Origin of the sequence: Paraburkholderia sp. GAS32, assembly GCF_050434225.1 — a bacterium.
Classification (GTDB): Bacteria; Pseudomonadota; Gammaproteobacteria; order Burkholderiales; family Burkholderiaceae; genus Paraburkholderia; species Paraburkholderia madseniana.
Window position 1 is genome coordinate 101,506 of record NZ_JBNPVS010000016.1, and the last position, 18,372, is coordinate 119,877.

General features: G+C 57.7%; 14 protein-coding genes. 2 read left to right on the forward strand and 12 right to left on the reverse strand.

Translation table 11 applies throughout. The annotated features are described in order from the left end of the window. Positions 1-61: 61 nt before the first annotated feature. Positions 62-1,021 (forward strand): LysR family transcriptional regulator, encoded by a 960-nt coding sequence (locus P3T25_RS20520; RefSeq protein ID WP_429358828.1) that lies wholly within the window; start codon positions 62-64, stop codon positions 1,019-1,021. Positions 1,022-1,035: 14 nt separating this feature from the next. Here P3T25_RS20520 and P3T25_RS20525 read toward each other — a convergent pair whose 3' ends face one another. From P3T25_RS20525 to P3T25_RS20555, 7 genes are all read right to left on the reverse strand, one after another. Next, on the reverse strand, positions 1,036-2,745 hold the full coding sequence (locus P3T25_RS20525; RefSeq protein ID WP_429358829.1) for an FAD-dependent oxidoreductase: 1,710 nt from the start codon (positions 2,743-2,745) through the stop codon (positions 1,036-1,038). A 378-nt stretch (positions 2,746-3,123) separates the two neighbouring features. Beyond that, positions 3,124-3,417: a DUF1330 domain-containing protein gene (locus tag P3T25_RS20530; RefSeq protein ID WP_429358830.1), complete on the reverse strand. Its 294-nt coding sequence runs from the start codon at positions 3,415-3,417 to the stop codon at positions 3,124-3,126. Continuing rightward, positions 3,356-3,958, reverse strand: a complete 603-nt coding sequence (locus P3T25_RS20535; RefSeq protein ID WP_429358877.1) for a DUF3331 domain-containing protein — start codon at positions 3,956-3,958, stop codon at positions 3,356-3,358. Before P3T25_RS20535 ends, P3T25_RS20530 begins: the two co-directional genes overlap by 62 nt. 61 nt (positions 3,959-4,019) lie before the next feature. After that, positions 4,020-4,628, reverse strand: coding sequence for an NAD(P)H:quinone oxidoreductase (wrbA, locus tag P3T25_RS20540; RefSeq protein ID WP_429358831.1), 609 nt, complete (start codon positions 4,626-4,628; stop codon positions 4,020-4,022). A gap of 425 nt (positions 4,629-5,053) precedes the next feature. Then, the gene (locus P3T25_RS20545; RefSeq protein ID WP_429358832.1) at positions 5,054-6,031 is read right to left on the reverse strand and encodes a LysR family transcriptional regulator; all 978 of its coding nucleotides are present in this window, start codon (positions 6,029-6,031) and stop codon (positions 5,054-5,056) included. A gap of 359 nt (positions 6,032-6,390) precedes the next feature. Further along, positions 6,391-8,535: a PQQ-dependent dehydrogenase, methanol/ethanol family gene (locus tag P3T25_RS20550; RefSeq protein WP_429358878.1), complete on the reverse strand. Its 2,145-nt coding sequence runs from the start codon at positions 8,533-8,535 to the stop codon at positions 6,391-6,393. 137 nt (positions 8,536-8,672) lie between these two features. Next, complete coding sequence (locus P3T25_RS20555) at positions 8,673-9,572, reverse strand: transporter (protein ID WP_429358833.1); 900 nt, start codon at positions 9,570-9,572, stop codon at positions 8,673-8,675. An 838-nt stretch (positions 9,573-10,410) separates the two neighbouring features. Between P3T25_RS20555 and P3T25_RS20560 the strand changes: the two genes are divergently transcribed. Next, on the forward strand, positions 10,411-12,105 hold the full coding sequence (locus tag P3T25_RS20560) for a sigma-54-dependent Fis family transcriptional regulator (RefSeq protein ID WP_429358834.1): 1,695 nt from the start codon (positions 10,411-10,413) through the stop codon (positions 12,103-12,105). Positions 12,106-12,129: 24 nt separating this feature from the next. Here P3T25_RS20560 and P3T25_RS20565 read toward each other — a convergent pair whose 3' ends face one another. The 5 genes from P3T25_RS20565 to P3T25_RS20585 form a co-directional block, all read right to left on the reverse strand. After that, positions 12,130-13,275 carry an HPP family protein gene (locus P3T25_RS20565; RefSeq protein WP_429358835.1) on the reverse strand — a complete coding sequence of 382 codons (1,146 nt, stop codon included), beginning with the start codon at positions 13,273-13,275 and terminating at the stop codon, positions 12,130-12,132. Between the two features lie 34 nt (positions 13,276-13,309). After that, positions 13,310-13,546: a tautomerase family protein gene (locus tag P3T25_RS20570; protein WP_429358836.1), complete on the reverse strand. Its 237-nt coding sequence runs from the start codon at positions 13,544-13,546 to the stop codon at positions 13,310-13,312. A 60-nt stretch (positions 13,547-13,606) separates the two neighbouring features. After that, positions 13,607-14,317, reverse strand: coding sequence for an SDR family NAD(P)-dependent oxidoreductase (locus P3T25_RS20575; protein WP_429358837.1), 711 nt, complete (start codon positions 14,315-14,317; stop codon positions 13,607-13,609). Positions 14,318-14,577: 260 nt separating this feature from the next. Next, entirely contained in the window at positions 14,578-16,233 is a 1,656-nt protein-coding gene (locus P3T25_RS20580; protein ID WP_429358838.1) for an MFS transporter, read from the reverse strand. A gap of 175 nt (positions 16,234-16,408) precedes the next feature. Next, positions 16,409-18,076, reverse strand: a complete 1,668-nt coding sequence (locus P3T25_RS20585) for a GMC family oxidoreductase (protein WP_429358839.1) — start codon at positions 18,074-18,076, stop codon at positions 16,409-16,411. Between the last annotated feature and the right edge of the window lie 296 nt (positions 18,077-18,372).

The window sequence follows — 18,372 nt, forward strand, 5'->3', positions numbered from 1 at the left end:
GGTTGCAAGAGCAACTGTAGACCGTTATCGTTGTCTTTTGAGCAACGCGGGGAGTTGTGCCATGCGGGAGATAAACCAGCGTAGGCTTCGTTATTTTCACGAAGTGCTGAAGCACGGTTCAATTCGCGGCGCTGCCGACGGCATCAATACGGCAGCTTCGGTCATCACGCGGCAAATCAAGTTGCTGGAAGATGAAATCGGCATGGTCCTGTTTGAAAGGCAACCCCGCGGCGTAGCGCCGACCGAGGCGCCACATCAATTGCTGGAATACTGGAGGGCTTGCCAGGCACAGCAAGAGCATCTTCTGGGCAGATTAAACGAGTTGCGCGGCTTGCAGCGAGGTCAGGTTCGGATCTCCATCAGCGAGGGCTTCGTCGATGACTTCCTGGACGAGGTGCTGAACAGTTTCTCGGCGCAGTACCCGAAGCTGGATGTAGTAATGAACGTTGCACCGGTCAACGAGGTGGTAAGCGAAGTCGAAGAAGATATCGCGCATATCGGAATTGCATACAATCCGCCCAATTCCCCGCACATTCGATACCTTGCGAGCTCCCCGGAACCTGTCGTCCTGCTTGCCGCACGGGATCATCCACTGGCGCAGGGCGATACCCGCACGCCGATTTCTATCCATCAGGCACTGTCTTATCCAATTGCTCTCATGCCAGTGGCGTTCGGCCTTGGTCAGTTAATGCAGGCTCTTGCCTTCGCAGAAAATCTGCGCCTCGCGCCAGTACTCACCGTAAATTCCCTGCATGTGCTGATCAGATTCGCGAAGGCGGGACGTGGGGTTGTTTTCGCAACCACGTTTGCCGCGCGCGCCGAGCTTGAGGCGGGGACCCTGATTTCGAGAACCATCGATCATCCGCTGTTTTCGTCGGCGCAGGCGAGAGTTCTCGTGCGCACTGGGCGTCCTCTCTCCAAGGGAGCTGACGAGATCCTCAAACGCATCCTGTCCGACATGACGGTATTTCAGTCACGTAGTTCTTCTGCACGGAAGCGAAACACACGCAAAAAGGGATGATGGGTGCATCGGCACTATTCGGCCGTCAATAGCGCATGGACTTCGGACACTACAGCGGCACCCTCCCCGACCGCGGACGCAACGCGTTTAATCGACGTCGAGCGCACGTCGCCGATTGCAAAAATGCCGGGAACACTCGTCTGGAAAGCAAAATGGGCGACCGTCGACTCCGTCGAACCCGTGCGGCCCGTTATAACAAAGCCTTTGTCATCAACCTCCACGCCACATCCACGCAACCAGCCAGTGGCCGGTTCAGCACCGGTAAAAAGAAAGAGGTGGCGAGTCTCGATTCGTGTGCGATTCCCCGCCGAATTGAAATGAACCTCCGTCAGACCATCCTCGTCAGACACGACGGACTCGATGGCAGAATTACCATGAATTGTCACGTTGGCGAACGAGCTCACGCGATCGATCAGATATCTTGACATGGTTTCGCGCAAGCTCTCGCGTCGAATCAGCACGTGTACGTGTGCCGCATAGCTCGCCAGGAAGACGATTGCCTGTCCAGCGGAATTTCCCCCTCCCACCAGCACGATTTCCGAGCCCTGACAGAGACGGCCCTCGATCGACGACGCCCAATAGTTGACGCCACGAATCCCAGGCTCATCGAGGCCCCTGATCTGAGGGCGACGATAGGCGGCGCCGGAGGCGATAACAACCGTCTTCGCACGGGCGCAGCGACCATCCCGAAGTTCGACCGTCAACGGCGATTCGGTGCAGTGCAGTTTTGCCACTTCGGTAGGTATGACTATTTCCGCCCCGAATTTAACTGCCTGCTCAAATGCGCGGCTAACGAGAACGTGACCGGAGATGCCGGTTGGAAATCCGAAATAATTTTCGATCCTGGCGCTTGCGCCGGCCTGTCCGCCAAACCCCTTTGAATCGAAAACCAGTACTGATAATCCTTCTGACGCGGCATACACGGCTGCAGCAAGTCCGGCCGGACCGGCGCCAACAATGATCATGTCGTGCGTAACGGCTTCATCGAAGCCGCAGAGCAGACCAAGCTTCGACGCGAGGAGTGTTTCATCGGGATTGTGCAGGACAGAGCCATCAACCAGCACGGCCAGCGGCATCGGTCCTTTCACGTGCGGTGGTTTCGAAAGAAAATCGCGAGCCTCATCATCCGCGGCCGGATCAAGAATTCGATGCGGATGATTCGTGCGCCGTAGCATGTCCGCAAGAACGATGAGTCTCGGGTCAGTTGAGGATCCGATCAGAATCGGACCACTACCATCTTGAATCAATCCGACGCGCCGGAGAATGAACGCGCGCATGATCTCCGAGCCGAGCTGTGCTTCCGCAATCAGAAGCGATCGGAGTCGCTCAGGCGCGATGAGGAACGCGTCGACGTCGGTAATGGCAATCGCATCAACGAGGTATGGCTTGCCGCTGAGGGTTGCTGTCTCTCCGAGAAAGTGCCCCTCACTGACCTCCTGAAAAAGGTGGGACTGCCCAAACCCGTTTCGTACGATCAAATGTACTATTCCACGAGTCAGGATCCTCATGCCTTCGCTCTGCTCCCCAGCGCGAAACATGACGTCGCCAGCCTTCCAGTGTTCCGTCGTTCCGAAGCGGGCCGCCTTGGCTACCCGCGCTTCGGTCAAACGGGGATACATCTGGTACCGGCGCCGGTCAATCTGGGTGCGCTGCGCTGCTTCGACGGTCTTGTAGTCTTCAGGCGCGACACGGCCTGCCGGTAATTCGCTGCCTTTCAATGTCACGCGAGTCTCCTTGCCATCAGTTGATGGCCGGCGGTGAGGCGGCGGGCTATTTTCGCCATCGTTCGAATTTGAGCTCATGGTCACGGTCACACTTGAAAGCAGGCTACGGGGCGGGCATATGGAGTTGATCGCGCCGCATTGCCACATGCAGATAGTACCTCGGTGCGGAATCGGCCGTACCCTACAGATCGGCCGGACCTGATTGACCAGGCACAGTTCACGATTGACAGCCGCTGACTCGACGAGGCGCGGCTGGAGGAAAACCTGAAATGGATGTCGCGAAAGTGATGAGGTCCGATTATTCCCCGGCTGAAACCTGGACGTTGATGCGAGTGCGACACTGCTATCGGCTGTCGTCGCACCGTTTGAAAAAAATTGCTATTCCGTGCCTTCAACGATTCGAAAGTCCCGTTCCACAGCGTCCCCAAGCACCTTTAGCGCGGCCTGATAGGCATCGCCTTCAAACGTCGCGATTGCCTGTTCGATGCTATCGAATTCGGTAACTACAGTGCGTTCAGCAATACCTGCACCATGTGCCACCCTCGCGGTGCCACGAACCAGAAGACGTCCACCGCCATTCGTAATCGCCACCGCGGCGAGCTTCGAATACTCAGCAAGCTGGTCCGGCTTCAGTACCTTGCGATATGACACAACCCAATACCCTTTTGCCATCTTCATCTCCTTCGTGAGGAATATCCGCCGAACTCTCGCACGCACCCACGATCACGGAAGTCAGAATCATCTCGCTCCCGTTTAACGGCACGTCCTTACCCGATCGCCGTGGGCGGTAAACAGACTGCCCTCTCAGTATGCGGGCCCCGCTGACCGCACAACGCCCGTTCTTCGGGGCGCCGCTCATCCACCATACCTGCTCGGCATAGTTGAGCGACGTGGGGTCATGCCACGACAACGCTACCGCCGAGGGTGACAGGCGTTCGAGAATTCGAATAGTTGCACATGTGTCGCTCACGTTTCTCGCTGCCCGTTTGACCTTGCCCCTGCTCGCCCTCGACAGCAAGGACGTGCGGCGACGAAGCTGGTCGAAATATTCGTCGTCGCAATCGCCCGGCTTGAGTCCCGAACAACTGCTTAGCATCGCAAGAGTCTGCAACCACGGATCCAGCTGAAATACGTGTTTCATCTTGAGCTCACTATCGAAAGTGGGGCGGAGGCTCTCACGAACCGCGCCGCCCAATCTCACCGCAACACACATCAACCAGAAAACATAACAACGCGCCGGCACCAGGATCACACCCTGCTACCCGTGCGCCCGATCAGGAACGCCCGCGCGCGAGTGCTGCCGCAATTTCAGCAATATGGCGTCCCTGGAAACGTCCGCCCTCAAGCTCGTTCTCGCTCGGTTGACGTGAACCGTCCGCCGCGGCCACCGTCGATGCGCCGTAAGGGGACCCGCCAGTGACTTCGTCCATCTTGACCAGACCTGCATACGCATATGGCAGGCCTACCGTGATCAGTCCGTGGTGCATCAGCGATGTCAGCACCGAGAACAGCGTGGTTTCAGCACCGCCGTGCTGACTGGCGGTCGATACGAATGCGCCGCCAACCTTGCCGATCAGCTTTCCCTGCGCCCAAAGACCGCCCGTCTGATCCAGGAAACTGGCCATCTGTGCAGACACGCGACCAAAGCGAGTCGGTGTTCCGATGATGATGGCATCGTAGTCGGCAAGCTCGTCGGGCATAGCGATATCCGCGGACTGGTCGAGCTTTGCTCCGGCCGCTTTCGCAACTTCAGCGCTCATCAGCTCAGGAACACGCTTCAGACTAACCTTCGCACCGGTCGACGCAGCGCCGTCGGCAACAGCTTTGGCGAGTGCTTCAGTGTGGCCGTAAGTCGAGTAGTACAGCACGAGAACCTTCGTCATTCTTTTCTCCGTAGCAGGGGATTCGTAGATGGCGGCAGTCTTGCCAAACCAACGCGATAGAAATTGAAACATCGTAGATAGCCTTCGTCCAGGGAAGCATGACCTGCTCCAGCGGAAATAGAATGAAATGGGATTTGCATTCGATCCGCCCGACTCACGCCCCGTGTTATCACTACGGCCGGTCGGTGACACCACGACAGGCACCGTGTCGAGTACCAACTATAAGGTCTGAGACGTCGCCGAATAAGGTCCGCCTCATGAACAACACTTTTTACACGTGGTAAATAGAAACACTGGAGACAATCAGCATAACCAACATTTCGCATGCTGCCGGTACGATGCGAGCTTAAACGCCTGGCATCGGTCACAATGGCCCGACGATCCGTAACGCTCCCGCGATCAGCCGACGCGATTTCGCCCAGATCTCATACCGTTGTTAGCATATGATCTGCGCTGCGGTCCATGGGTGATGAAATCGTCGCGATCTCATTGGTGATATTTCGGGGAACCGAGCGGAAAAACTCGGTGCAGAAATCGACGAAATTCCTGAGCCTCGCAGGAAGCAATTCACGGTGCGAGTAGAAAAGACATATCTCGACGCCACTTTCTGACGTGGAGCACTGGGGTAAGACGTGCGTGAGATGCCCCATCGCAATGTCTTCACGAACCATGGCCTCCGGTAAGGTCGCTATGCCGGTCCCCGTTAGCGCCGCCGCCCGAAGCAGTACTTCGTTGCCATCCATGGACGACATTGGAAGCACACTCACTCTCTTTCCGTCTTCCAGCAGCTCGATGAAATTCGTGCCCTTCTGCCTCGATGCCGGATCTAGCAGAATGAAATGCTTAGCCAACTCCGAAGCGGTTTCGGGTGTACCGCATTGCTCAAGATAACCCGGTGCGGCTACGAAAATGTGCCGCGACGTCGACAACGTACGACGAATTACCGCAGACTGCTCTACAAAATGCGGCGGAAGAATCGCCATGTCGAAATGGCCGTCATACAAATTCACCGCTTCCTCCTGAACGGAAACCATGAGGTTCACGTTGGGAGCGATAGCGTGATAGCTCGACACAAGTCGGGAGAAGGTTTTGCTCACCAGCATCGGGTGCACAACGAGTCGCAACCTTCCACTGTCGATTTCACGCTCCTGCGTGATGCGGCGATTCGCTTCGTCAAGCTCCTCGAGGAGACGGCAACAGCTCAAATAGTACGACTGTGCCGCGTCGGTCACCGAAACCGATCGGGTTGTTCGATATAAAACCCGCGTCTGGATACTCGCTTCAAGCTTGGCGATGGCTTTGGAGATCGAGCCGGTGGTCACGCCCAATGACGCGGCAGCCTTGCTAAAGCTTCGATGCTGGGCGACTGCAACGAAGGTCCGCAACATATATAGCTGGTCCATCTCCTACCTCGCTGATAGATTCACAAAGCGAACATCCCCGTGACTGGAACTGCCGCAGATGAAAAAATCCGACGGCTGCCATCATTGCGGATGTACCCATCGAAAATCCGACGGACCAAATAACGGCGTTTGTACGTTCGGATTGTTGACGTATCACGTAGGAATGCAGCTTAGCAAGCTTTGCAGAACGCATAGACGGTTTGTCGCGATAGGGGTATCGTGAAAATAGATAACCAACATGCCACCGTGTTCCGGCGGCATGTTGGCTTTGATCCCGAATCCCCTGCGCAGAGGCGGATGTGCGCAGCGTGGACCATGAGCGGCCGGCGCTGCGGCCGGCCGTGTTGTGCTGCCAGGCGCTACTGGCTCTTACGGACCGAGTCAGCCGTTCCCTGGATAAACGCCTGAATCTTGATCACGTCATCCTTACTGAGCTTGCCTGTGAAATCGGGCATGCCTCTATCGACGAATGGACCGTTGAACACGATCTTGTCAAGATTGTCGATCAAACCCGAACCCACATAGCCCAGGTTGGGAATCGCGCCCCCCTTGTCGACCCCGGGCACGCCATGACAGAACACGCAATTGTTCACATAGAGTTTTTGACCCGCGGTGACGTTTGCGGGATCGTACTTCACACCAGTCAGCAGCTCAGCCGCAGGGTACGCCGCTGCCTCCGGCATTGCGGCTTTACCGCCGAGTGCAAACGTGAGCACACGGCCCGGCGCCTGCCTGTTCGTGTGCCGTTGCATCAGACCATATACCCCTCCCCAGCCGACCGCGATCGACACATATTGCTTGCCGTTGAGAAAGTAGGTGACCGGCGGTGCAACCGCACCGGTGCCGACCGACGTTTCCCACAACTTGGCACCCGTTTTCGCGTCATAGGCCACGAGTCGACCGTCGGCCGTGCCCTGAAATACGAGGCCACCCGCCATCGTGAGCGTGCCTCCATTCCAGGGCGCAGCGTACTCGTGCGTCCACGCCGCTTTCTGGCGAACCGGGTCCCAGGCCACCAGCCGGCCGAAGGGTTTGCTCTTCGGCGGGACCGCGTTGATCGTCATGCCAAGGTTCCAGCCGGTACCTGTCTGCGGCTCGCTCGTCTTCTCCGAACCCTGTAACCAGACGGGATCGTCCGCGATGGTTGCCGGTACGTTTTGCGCGGGAATGTAGACGAGTCCTGTTTGAGGGTTATACGACATTGGCTGCCAGTTATGTGCACCGAAAGGGCTTGGGATGGATTCGACCGAGTCCGTCCCACCTCGCCCAATCTTTGTCTTGATCGCATGACCGCTGGCGTCATATCCCGACGCCCAGTTTACGTCGACGAAGTTATTCGCCGAAATGAACTTCCCTGTCACGCGATCAACCACGAAGAAGTAACCGTTCTTCGGCGCATGCATGATCACTTTTCGCGGTTTGCCGTCAATCGTCAGGTCCGCGAGAATAAAGTCCGCAGTCGAGTCATGGTCCGCACCCTCGGCCTCTTCTTCCTGGTAGTGCCACACGTATTGGCCCGTGTCGGGATTAAGCGCCACGATCGAGTCGAGGAACAGATTCCGACCCAGCTTTGGGCTGCGCAACCTGGCGGCCCATGGCGTACCGTTGCCGGTGCCGATATAGAGCAGGTTCAGATCGGGGTCGTACGTGAGCGCATTCCACGCGTTGCCTCCGCCGCCGTGTTTCCAATACATGGCGCTCGGATCCCACGTCTTCGCGGCCAGCTTCATCGAGGCGTCCTCGAACGGTTTCGACGGATCGCCTGGTACGATGAACCAGCGCCATAGCTGTTTGCCGGACTCGGCATCGTAAGCGGAGACATACCCGCGCGTATCGAACTCTCCTCCACTGTTGCCGATGATTACCTTGCCCTTGATCACGATTGGAGCCTGGGTGATCGTATACGAACCCGGTTGACCCTTAACCGTATCCTGTTCCCAGACCTTCGCGCCCGTCTTCGCGTCGAGCGCGATTAGCCGGCCGTCGAATGAGCCCACGAATACCTTGTCGTGATACAACGCGACGCCGCGATTGACCACGTCGCAACAGCCGTGAGAGCCGAAACGACCCGGCACTTTCGGATCGTAGGTCCAGAGATTTTTGCCGCTGCTTACATCAATTGCGTGGACAACGCTCCATGAGGCCGTCACATACATCACGCCATTAACCACGAGTGGCGTCGCCTCAATACCACGAATCGAGCTCAGGTCATACGACCATGCAAGCCCGAGATTCTTCACGTTCGATGCATTGATCTGGTCGAGCTTGCTAAAGCGCGTACCTGCGAAATCAAGACCGTGCACCGGCCATTCGCGGGTGGCAGCTTCGTTGGCACGAACAGAGGCTTCGTCGACGTTCACCGCAACGGCGGACGTCGCGTCCGCTGCGGCAACATACTGGGAAAAGACACCTGCCAGCGTAAGCGCAGCGCCAAGCACAGCAATTCTACGCGCGGTACGGCCGACACGGAAGAACAGGGACCGCGGTTCCGGTCCAGACGCGATCACGTGTCTCTTGACGAAACGATGAATGGGTTTCAAGTATGTCTCCATTGCCGACACGTGCGTCGCCATCGCGGTGGTCGGCTTGTTCAGGTTCAGATGTGCGCCAGCTGATCCGCCAGCGCTTGTGCCGCTGGTGCTTAGAATACTTTCAGCAGTCGCAGTTTGAAGTGGTTTTCCTCCTTAGGTCCGTTCTGCACCGAAATGTCCTGCCCATAAAGGCCGAGAACCTGCCATGTCGGCCCCGGGAACCATGCAAAGCCCGCCGAGAACTTGTTCGTGTTGGTCCGGTTTTGTTGCGAGACACCGTTGATCGTGGTCCTGCCGCCGTACGATTCCGCGAAACCCACGCGTACATCGAGTGACTGTGTTGCGTTATAGCGAAGCCACACCTGCCCTTCGACGAGCGGGGCCTGCTTGAGCGTCGCACCACCGGCCCCGTAATCCCTGTTGTCGCCGAAGACGGTGACATCCGCAATCAGATCGAGTATCAGATTGCCGACTAGCGGTGTGATGAAGCCCGCTTGCATCGTTTCCTTCCAGCGGTGTTCTCCCAGGTTCAAGGCGCGGTTCCTGTCATAGCTCCCCGTCGGCACGAAAAGGTACGGTGTGACACCGAAATAGGTCTTCTTGTCGGGATTATTGACGAGCCATACGGTCGCGGCCAGGATCAGATCAGCCGTGCCGCCCGAACTACCGAGCGGCTGAAGATTGTCGCTCCCCCGAACGTTTCCGAACGGCAGCAAAAATTGCGGATCGACGATGAAGCCGCCAATATCCATGTAGTGGACGCCCCGCAGAATGCTGGTATCCGATTTCAGGTTACCGCCGGCGACCTGATTGCCGTTTGCAAACACTTTGTTATCCTCAGCGTGCTGGTAGTACAGCACAGCGAGATTGGTTCCAGCGGGCAATGCCGTGTAGTCCGCGGCATCAACATCGACCGCGGCGGCAGGCAGCGATGTCACGCCAAGAGCCGCACAAAGAATGCCTGCTGCCTTGCGAGTCCCCAAAGGGCGAAGCGTTTTCTCCGATTTCATGTCGTCTCGTTGTCTGTTATTTATCAATCGCCTTTTCTTCCACCGGCAATTCGAACCGAATTGAATAGCGGATGAAGCACCCGGCGATCTGCACTCCCTGACGCGCTTGCGCCGACGGCTTGCCGTGCTCACATGCGAGTGTCTGAACGAGCGACGGGCCTTGTTGCACAGAAGACCATTAAAGCGCCCGAGTTTGTCGCGATGCTCAACAATGGGCTAAGCCTCTCACGGTCGCTGCGCCCACTTTGCAGCCGCGACAGTTGCGCCTGCAATCGGATCAAGCCCAGGTGGCCTTGCTCGTCTCGCCGGTCCGCGCGGCATCAGATGCAAAAACAATGCCAACGACGTGCGTTGTTGTGCAATACATCACGCCTGCCAGCGTTGTACCGCGCGTTGCGCCTGCTATAGAATCCGGCGGGAAATGCAACAACAGCACAATTCGTCGAAGCGGGTTATATATAGCGATATTGAGGTGCCTGAAACGAATCGTCAGGGGTGCCGCAGAGTGAGTCAGTGGCACACGACCTGACTCATATGGAGACACCAGAAGGAGACGTACAGCATGCGACCGCACATTGCCCCAGAAGATCGGATACTGAGAGCACGCCAGGAGTTTTTCGAAACCGGCTGCGTCAGCGATCAGAAAATTTCCGCGCTGCTGCTGCGGTCATGGGAACGCTCGCGGGGCTACGGGATCTTGGCCTCAAGCCGGCTTTTGCGAGACGCAGCGCGCTCGTCCGCGCCGCGTGGCATCGAAGAAGCAAACGCACAACTGGTCCGCCATTCACGTTCCGAGATGGAGCGATTACACCATGCGTTTAGTGATGGAAACTGGTTGGTGGCATTGGTTAATGCGGAGGGCGTCGTCGTGCGTTGCGTTGGCGGCGACCACGCCACGACGAGAGAACTCGTATCCGCGCTGCGCCCCGGTACGGATGTGAGTGAAAAGACAATTGGCACCAATGGCCCGGGCTCCGCGCTCGTCGAGCGACGGCCGATGCTGATTCGAGGTCGCGAACATTTTCTGGACGAAGCGGCGGGATTCGCTTGTGCCGCCGTGCCGTTGGTGGACCCTTTCGGCGCGTCGGCGGGGGTACTCGATGTCAGCTACCTGTACACTGCGCTGCAAATCGACCCTCTTCAGCTACTTGCAGTTGCCGCGCGTGGCATCGAGAATCAAATGCTCGATAGCCTGCAGGACGTCACCGTTGTGCGTTTTCACTATCGTCCGGACACGCTCTGCACACCGTACGCCGCGTTACTTGCGGTTTCGCACGACGGTTACGTGGTTGGCGCGAATCGAGGTGCGCGCGCGACACTCTGCCTCGGCGACGGAGCGTTGGAGCGACTCGAGTTCTCTTCGTTCTTCGATTTGCCGCTGCCGCAACTGATTGACGCAAGCCGTCTCTCCACCCCGGCGCTGGTGCACCGTCATAGCGGTGTGCGTCTCTACGCGAGCGCCTCCGGGCATCGCGGGAAAGAGCTTCAGCACGCCGAGTCGACCCATCGTGGTGCAGGCGTAGCAGGCGCGGTTTCCAGAGCGCCCACGCACGGCTCTACCTCTACCGCCACCGCGCCTACACAGCCAGGCGACGAATCCTATCTGATGGCCGATTCGCGACTCCAGGCATCGTTCGAGAAGGCACGGCGTGCATTTGATCGCGACATCCCCGTTATCGTTTACGGCGAAACCGGCACCGGCAAGGAAGTGTTCGCCCAGCGGCTGCATACGGGCGGACCGCGGCGCGGCGGCGCCCTTGTCGCCATCAATTGCTTTGCACTACCAGCCAGCCTGATCGAATCGGAACTGTTCGGCTACGAGCACGGCGCGTTCACAGGGGGAAGGCGCGGAGGAGCGCCTGGCAAGTTCGAAGAAGCCCACAATGGCACACTCTTTCTCGACGAGATCGGCGACATGCCGTTCGACGTTCAGGGCCGACTGCTGCGCGTGTTGCAGGAGCGCAAAGTCACCCGGCTCGGAAGCAGCCGCGAGATAGCCGTGAATATCTCACTGATATGCGCGACTCACCGGTCGTTGCCCGACCTCGTTGCGGAAGGCAAATTCCGTGAAGACCTGTTCTATCGCCTGAGCGGTGTCAGCATCACATTGCCGCCGCTGCGCGAGCGCTCGGACCTTCGTCAACTGATCGACTGGCTGCTCGCGCGCGGAGCCGTCGACGCCTTCGCAGAGCACCCAACTTACAGGCTTGACGACGAGGCGTTGGACATGCTGCTTAACTATCGGTGGCCCGGCAATGTGCGGGAATTGCGTAGCGTGCTTCGCGCAGCGGCCGCGCTCGGCGACTCCGATGGTGAAATCCGTGCCGAACATCTGCCATCGGAACTGGTCGAGCAGGTCGAGACGGCCCGCCTGAGCAAGCCGTTGTCGGCATGCGCGCCTGGCACCCTGGCGGCAATGGAAACCGATGCGATTCGCCAGGCACTTGAGCTTCACCATGGCAATATTGCCGCTACCGCACGCAGCCTGGGCATTGGCAGAGCAACTCTGCATCGCAAGTTGCACAAGATGTGACCATGCGCGAGGCATCGCCACGTGTCATGCCGTGCGTTGAATGCCGGCGAATGCGTAACTGTGCTGATAGAGGCCAGAAACAACATCGGCCTGGGTCAGCATCCCGACGAGCCGGCCATGGGAATTAACAACGGGTATATGGTGGTGTCCGTGCTTCACGAACTTCGGCACAACTGTTATCAGTAATGTTTTGGCTTCGACAGTTTCCGGCATCGCTGTCATCAAACTATCGACTAACGTCTCCTGGCAGCGATTAGTCCGGCGCTCGAGACGCAGATCGCCGGTCTCGGCAATGCTGGTGGTTTCTTCACATCCGCGAACGTCCGCCCACGTGACAATGCCAATAACGCGATCCGATTCGTCCGTTACCGGAAGAGCTCTAATGCGATGCTCCCGCAAAATATCAAGCGCTGCTTTCAGTGAGGTCTTTGTTGGCACGCAGATGACCGGACGTGACATGACGTCACCACATGTCAGCTCGCTGAAGCTGCGAACGTAAGGCAGCATCTGTACTTCCTGCAGCAGCGAGGCAAGATCATCGGTGCCTATATCGAGGAGTTCTCCACGCCGACGTAAGGCGGACTCCAGTTCAACGCGGGAGATCTCCTCGTGCGACCCGCCGGACTTATTGATGACGTTGTTATCGTGCCTGGCATGAGGATAACGGTGACCAGTGAGCGCGTGATAGGCAATCGCGCACACCAGCATGATCAAGGATTGCACCGCGATTGGCGCGAGCACGAAGCCGTATCCAAGGGAGTGAATGCCGGGCCCGCCCAACACCGCCGTGAGTGCGACGGCACCAGAAGGAGGATGCACGCATCTGAACGCGAACATCGCGCATAGCGCAAACGCAATAGCGGCAGCTGCCGCGAGTAACGGGTCAGAAATAAACTGCGAACAGGTCACGCCAATCGTGGCGGAAATCAGATTCCCGCCAACGAACGACCACGGCTGAGCGATCGGACTTGCCGGCACTGCGAAGAGCAAGACTGCCGACGCCCCCATAGGTGCAACCAGGAATGGAACCAATACGCTGCTCTGGTTGAAGCTGCGCATGACTATCCCGGTGATCGTAATGCCGATCAATGCGCCTATGCACGAACGAACACGTTCGGACCAGCTTACCGAGATGGGTGACGGAATGAAGCGCTTAAGCCAGTCGATCATCGGATATTCCCGGACCTACTGCACGCTATAGCGCTCAGCCCGATTTGAGTGTCCGCTGTCTGCGAAACTCGTCTAACGGCAGTCCACCCCAACCCCAGTTCTCCGTGTCCACCTCCTCGATGACAACAAACGTCGCGTCGAGGGGTTTGTTTAGCACATCGAGCAACACGTGGCTGACGCCTGCAATCAATCTGGCCTTTTCTTCCGCCGTGACTGAAGTTGTGCCGGGCTTGCTGCCCTCGCGGGTAACCTGAATCGTAACTATAGGCATGTCGTTCCGCCTTACGGTGATTGATACAAAAGAGCGCCGGCTAGCGGCGCTCGGGCGGCTTTAGTGACCCGCGCTCTGTCCGCCATCGACGTGCAGGATTTCGCCCGTCACGAACGGCGCCGCATCCAGATACAGAATCGCGTTGACGATGTCGCTCATCTCGCCCATGTGACCCATCGGGTGGAACGCGCCGAGCGCCTCGTGCGTTTCGACAGCATGCATCGGCGACTTGATAATGCCAGGGGCAACCGCGTTCGCACGGATGCCGCGCTTCGCGTATTCGATGGCGAGTGACTTCGTGGCCGCATTCAGACCGCCCTTCGTCAGCGATGCCAGCACCGACGGCACCTTGCTGTTGGCGTGATCGATCAGGCTGGTCGTGATGCTGACCACGTGGCCGCTGTTGTTCTTCTCCATTTCAGCAATCGCCAGCTGCGTGATGTAGAAGAAACCGTTCAGGTTCACGCCGGTCACCGCAGCGTAGTCTTCGGACGTATAACCGGTGAACGGTTTGGCGACGAAGATGCCGGCGTTGTTGATCAGCGTGTCGATGCGGCCGAAGCGCGCCACACCTTCGGAAATCACCCGACGCGCCGTTGCCGGGTCAGCGATGTCACCCGCCACCGTCACGATGTTGGGATCTTCGGACGGCTTGATGCTGCGTGCCGTTGCGACGATGCGGTAGTCTAGCTTGCGGAATGCTTTAACAGTCTCTGCGCCGATGCCTTGCGATGCACCGGTAACGACTACGACCTTTTGCGACGTGCTCATGGTAAACCTCGAAATAAGTGGATTCGGCTCTATTACTATTCGGACCAGCGACGCTGATATATGGCGAATCGTAGGCTCGTCGTCATCTGGTTTGAATACCCGGCATGGACAAACACTCTTTCCTGGCGAGAACAAGTCAGGCGGGTTTGTCCGCAGCGGCCGGAAAGGCAATCCACCCTTGTGTGATCAGTGCGCACTCTGCCAGATCGCATGCACGCCGGGACCACATCGAGCGAAAACCTGCCCTCCGGCAGACGTCCTCAATCCTCTGCGTAGATATCCGAATTCTTCGTCTCTTTCAAAAACAGCATGCCGATTACGAAAGCCCCCAGCGCGATCACGACGGGGTACCACAGCCCCGAATAGATATTGCCCTTCGCTGCAACGATCGCAAACGCCGTAGCCGGCAGAAAGCCGCCGAACCACCCGTTGCCGATGTGAAACGGCAACGACATCGACGTGTACCGGATCCGCGACGGAAACATTTCCACCAGCATCGCCGCAATGGGCCCGTACACCATCGTCACGAGGATCACGAGGAGCGCCAGTACCGCCACGGTCATTGGCCAATTCAGTTGCGATCTGTCAGCCTTGGCTGGATAGCCGGCTTCTTTTAGCGCCGTACCGAGCGTCGTCTCGAACGCCTTCGCCTTGGCCTTTGCGTCGGGAGCCTTACCGTCATATGCGTCGATCACCGTGTCGCCGACCTTGATCTGCGCCAGCGCGCCTGCAGGCGTCGCCACGTTCGAATAGTTCAGGCCGGCCTTCGACAGCGCGCTTTTCGCGATATCGCAAGAACTAGTGAACTTCGCGGTGCCAACCGGGTTGAACTGGAACGAGCACTCGTTCGGGTTTGCGCTCACTACAATCGGTGAGTTCTGTGTGGCGGTTTCGAGGGCCGGGTTCGCGTAGTGCGCTAATGCTTTGTAGAGCGGGAAGTAAGTGAGCGCGGCGATCAGGAAGCCGGCCATGATGATCGGTTTGCGGCCGATCCGGTCAGACAGCGAACCGAAGATCACGAAGAACGGCGTGCCGATCACCAGCGCTATCGCAACCAGAATGTTCGCGGTCGTGCCCTCCACCTTCAGCGTCTGCGTCAGGAAGAACAGCGCGTAGAACTGCCCCGTATACCAGACCACAGCCTCGCCGGCAGACGCGGCCAACGCTAGAAGTACCAGCTTCATGTTCTTCCATTGACCGAACGCATCAGTCAATGGCGCCTTTGAGGTCTTGCCTTCAGCTTTCATACGCGTAAACACCGGCGACTCATGCAGTTGGAGCCGGATCCACACCGACACACCGAGCAGGACGATTGAACCGATGAATGGCACACGCCAGCCCCAGACGCCAAACGCATCTTCCCCCAGCACTGTGCGCACACCGACAGTCACCAGCAGCGACAGAAACAGGCCGAGCGTGGCGGTGGTCTGGATCCACGCGGTGTAGAAGCCGCGCCGGCCGGCCGGTGCATGTTCCGCGACATAGGTCGCGGCGCCGCCGTACTCGCCGCCGATCGCCAGACCCTGCAGCATCCGCATGCCGATGAAGATGACAGGTGACGCAATGCCCATCGAGGCATAGCCGGGCAGCAAGCCAACCACAAAGGTCGACAGACCCATGATCACAATCGTCGCGAGAAACGTATACTTGCGCCCGATCATATCGCCAAGCCGCCCAAACACGATCGCGCCGAACGGCCTTATCGCGAAGCCCGCAGCGAAGCCGAGCAGTGTGACAATGAAACTTGCTGTCGGGTTGACACCAGAGAAGAAACTTTTGCTGATGAAAATCGCCAGCGAACCGGCCAGATAGAAGTCGTACCACTCAAAAACCGTACCGAGCGAAGAAGCGAAAATCACCCGCTTCTCTTCCTTCGTCATCGGCGCGGGCGAAAATTTTGTGCCAGCCAGATCCATATACTGTCTCCAATTCTGATATATCCATGCGGCACGCTCCGCAGAGGCGTTCCGTGGAACGATTTACGACAAAGCCAGAAGAACTTCCATTCAGTTCAACAAGGCGTCAAACAGCGTCCTTTTCCTATAGCGACTTTGCTGTCACACCTGGTCGACTCTTTGAAACGAAACCGAATTAAATTCCCTCACGAATCCAATGTGCCGCTTTCTCAGCGATCATCATTGTCGGAGCACTGGTATTTCCGCTGGTGATCGTAGGCATCACGCTCGCGTCAACAACCCGGAGCCCGGCGATACCGCGCACGCGAAGATGACTGTCGAGCACGACCATGGGATCGGCGAGGCGTCCCATCCTGACTGTTCCAACCGGATGGAAAATTGTGGTTCCGATATCACCGGCAAGCTTGGTCAGCTCCGCATCCGATTCATATTGGCGACCAGGTTTGTATTCTTCGGGCAGATATCTGGCGAGCGCGGGCTGTTGCGCAATGCGTCTCGTCAAGCGCAACGAATCGACCGCCACTTTCTGGTCTTCAACCGTGCTGAGATAGTTTGGCGATATTGCCGGTGCATCTTCAAAGTTTCCACTTTTGATGAGAACCGTGCCTCGGCTAGTCGGATTGATATTGCAGACACTTGCGGTGAAAGCCGGGAATGGGTGGAGTGGCTGACCGAACGCTTCCAGACTGAGTGGCTGAACGTGATATTGCAAATTCGCGTACTTCCGCGAGGGATCGCTTTTGGCAAAAGCACCCAGCTGCGACGGGGCCATGCTCATTGGTCCAGAGCGGTTCAACGCATATTCCAGACCGATCCTGGCTTTACCCACCATGCTGGAAGCGAGAACATTCAGCGTTTTGGCATGCTGGATCTTCCAGACAGCACGCACCTGCAGATGATCTTGCAAATTCGCACCGACGCCAGGCGTATCCTGCACGACGTGGATACCAAACTTCTTCAGATGAGAGGCGGGGCCAATGCCCGAATGTTGCAGGATCGTCGGCGATCCGATTGAACCCGCGCTCAGAATGACCTCCCGCGCGGCGTTGACCGTAACCAGCTCGCCGTTCCGCACAATCTCCGCACCTGTACAACGCAGCGAACCATCAGGATTGCGATCGATGGCGAGCTTCCTGACCAGCGAATGCGTCCAGATCGTCAGGTTGGTACGTACGTCCTTGACGGGTCGAAGGAACGCTTTCGGCGTGTTCCAACGCCACCCGGCCTTCTGGGTTACATCGAAGTAACCAACACCGTGATTGTCGCCCGTATTGAAGTCGTCAATGGCCTGAATACCGGCCTGCTGCGCTGCCTCGGCGAATGCGTCGAGGATTTCCCACCGCAACCGCTGCTTCTCTACGCGCCACTCCCCGCCGCTTGCGTGAACCTTGGCGATCTCGCTAGCGCGTCCATTGAGAGATGCTTGAACATCGGGATCAAGTTTGTAATAGCTTTCATGAGCCATGAAATCCTTGAGCGCGTTCTCCCACCCCCACTCCGGATTGTCGACCAGGCTTGCCCAGCTATCGTAGTCACGCGCCTGACCTCGCATGTAGATCATACCGTTGATACTGGAACATCCTCCCAGTGTCTTGCCGCGCGGATAGATGAGTTGACGGCCATTAAGTCCCTTATCCGGTTCGGTACGAAACCGCCAGTCAGTGCGGGGATTGTCGATGCAGTAGAGATAGCCAACCGGTACGTGAATCCAGAGGTAGTTGTCGGGGCCGCCGGCCTCAACCAGCAGCACAGTCTTTGTCTTGTCAGCACTGAGACGATTTGCGAGCAGACTGCCGGCTGAGCCGGCGCCAATTACGATGTAGTCAAACTGCGACATATTCATATTTCCACAGCCCTAGATAAATCGGCGCCCTTTGTAGACACCAGAGGGAATCCGCGCTTCATTAATCAACTGTTTCTTCGCGCAGAAGAGCACATAGTTTTCACCGCATGCGTTCATGTGAACCAAAGCACTTCTTCCAATTTGGAAAAACCCAGGGACAAGAAAAAACGAGGTCCGACCTCGCGCAATTACGAAGCGTGGGACCGACTGGTGTGCAATGGTCTGCTGAGCGACGTTGAGCGAGAGCGTAGTCGGAAGGCTGTACGAGCATCCAATGAGAAATCATTAAACGCGAA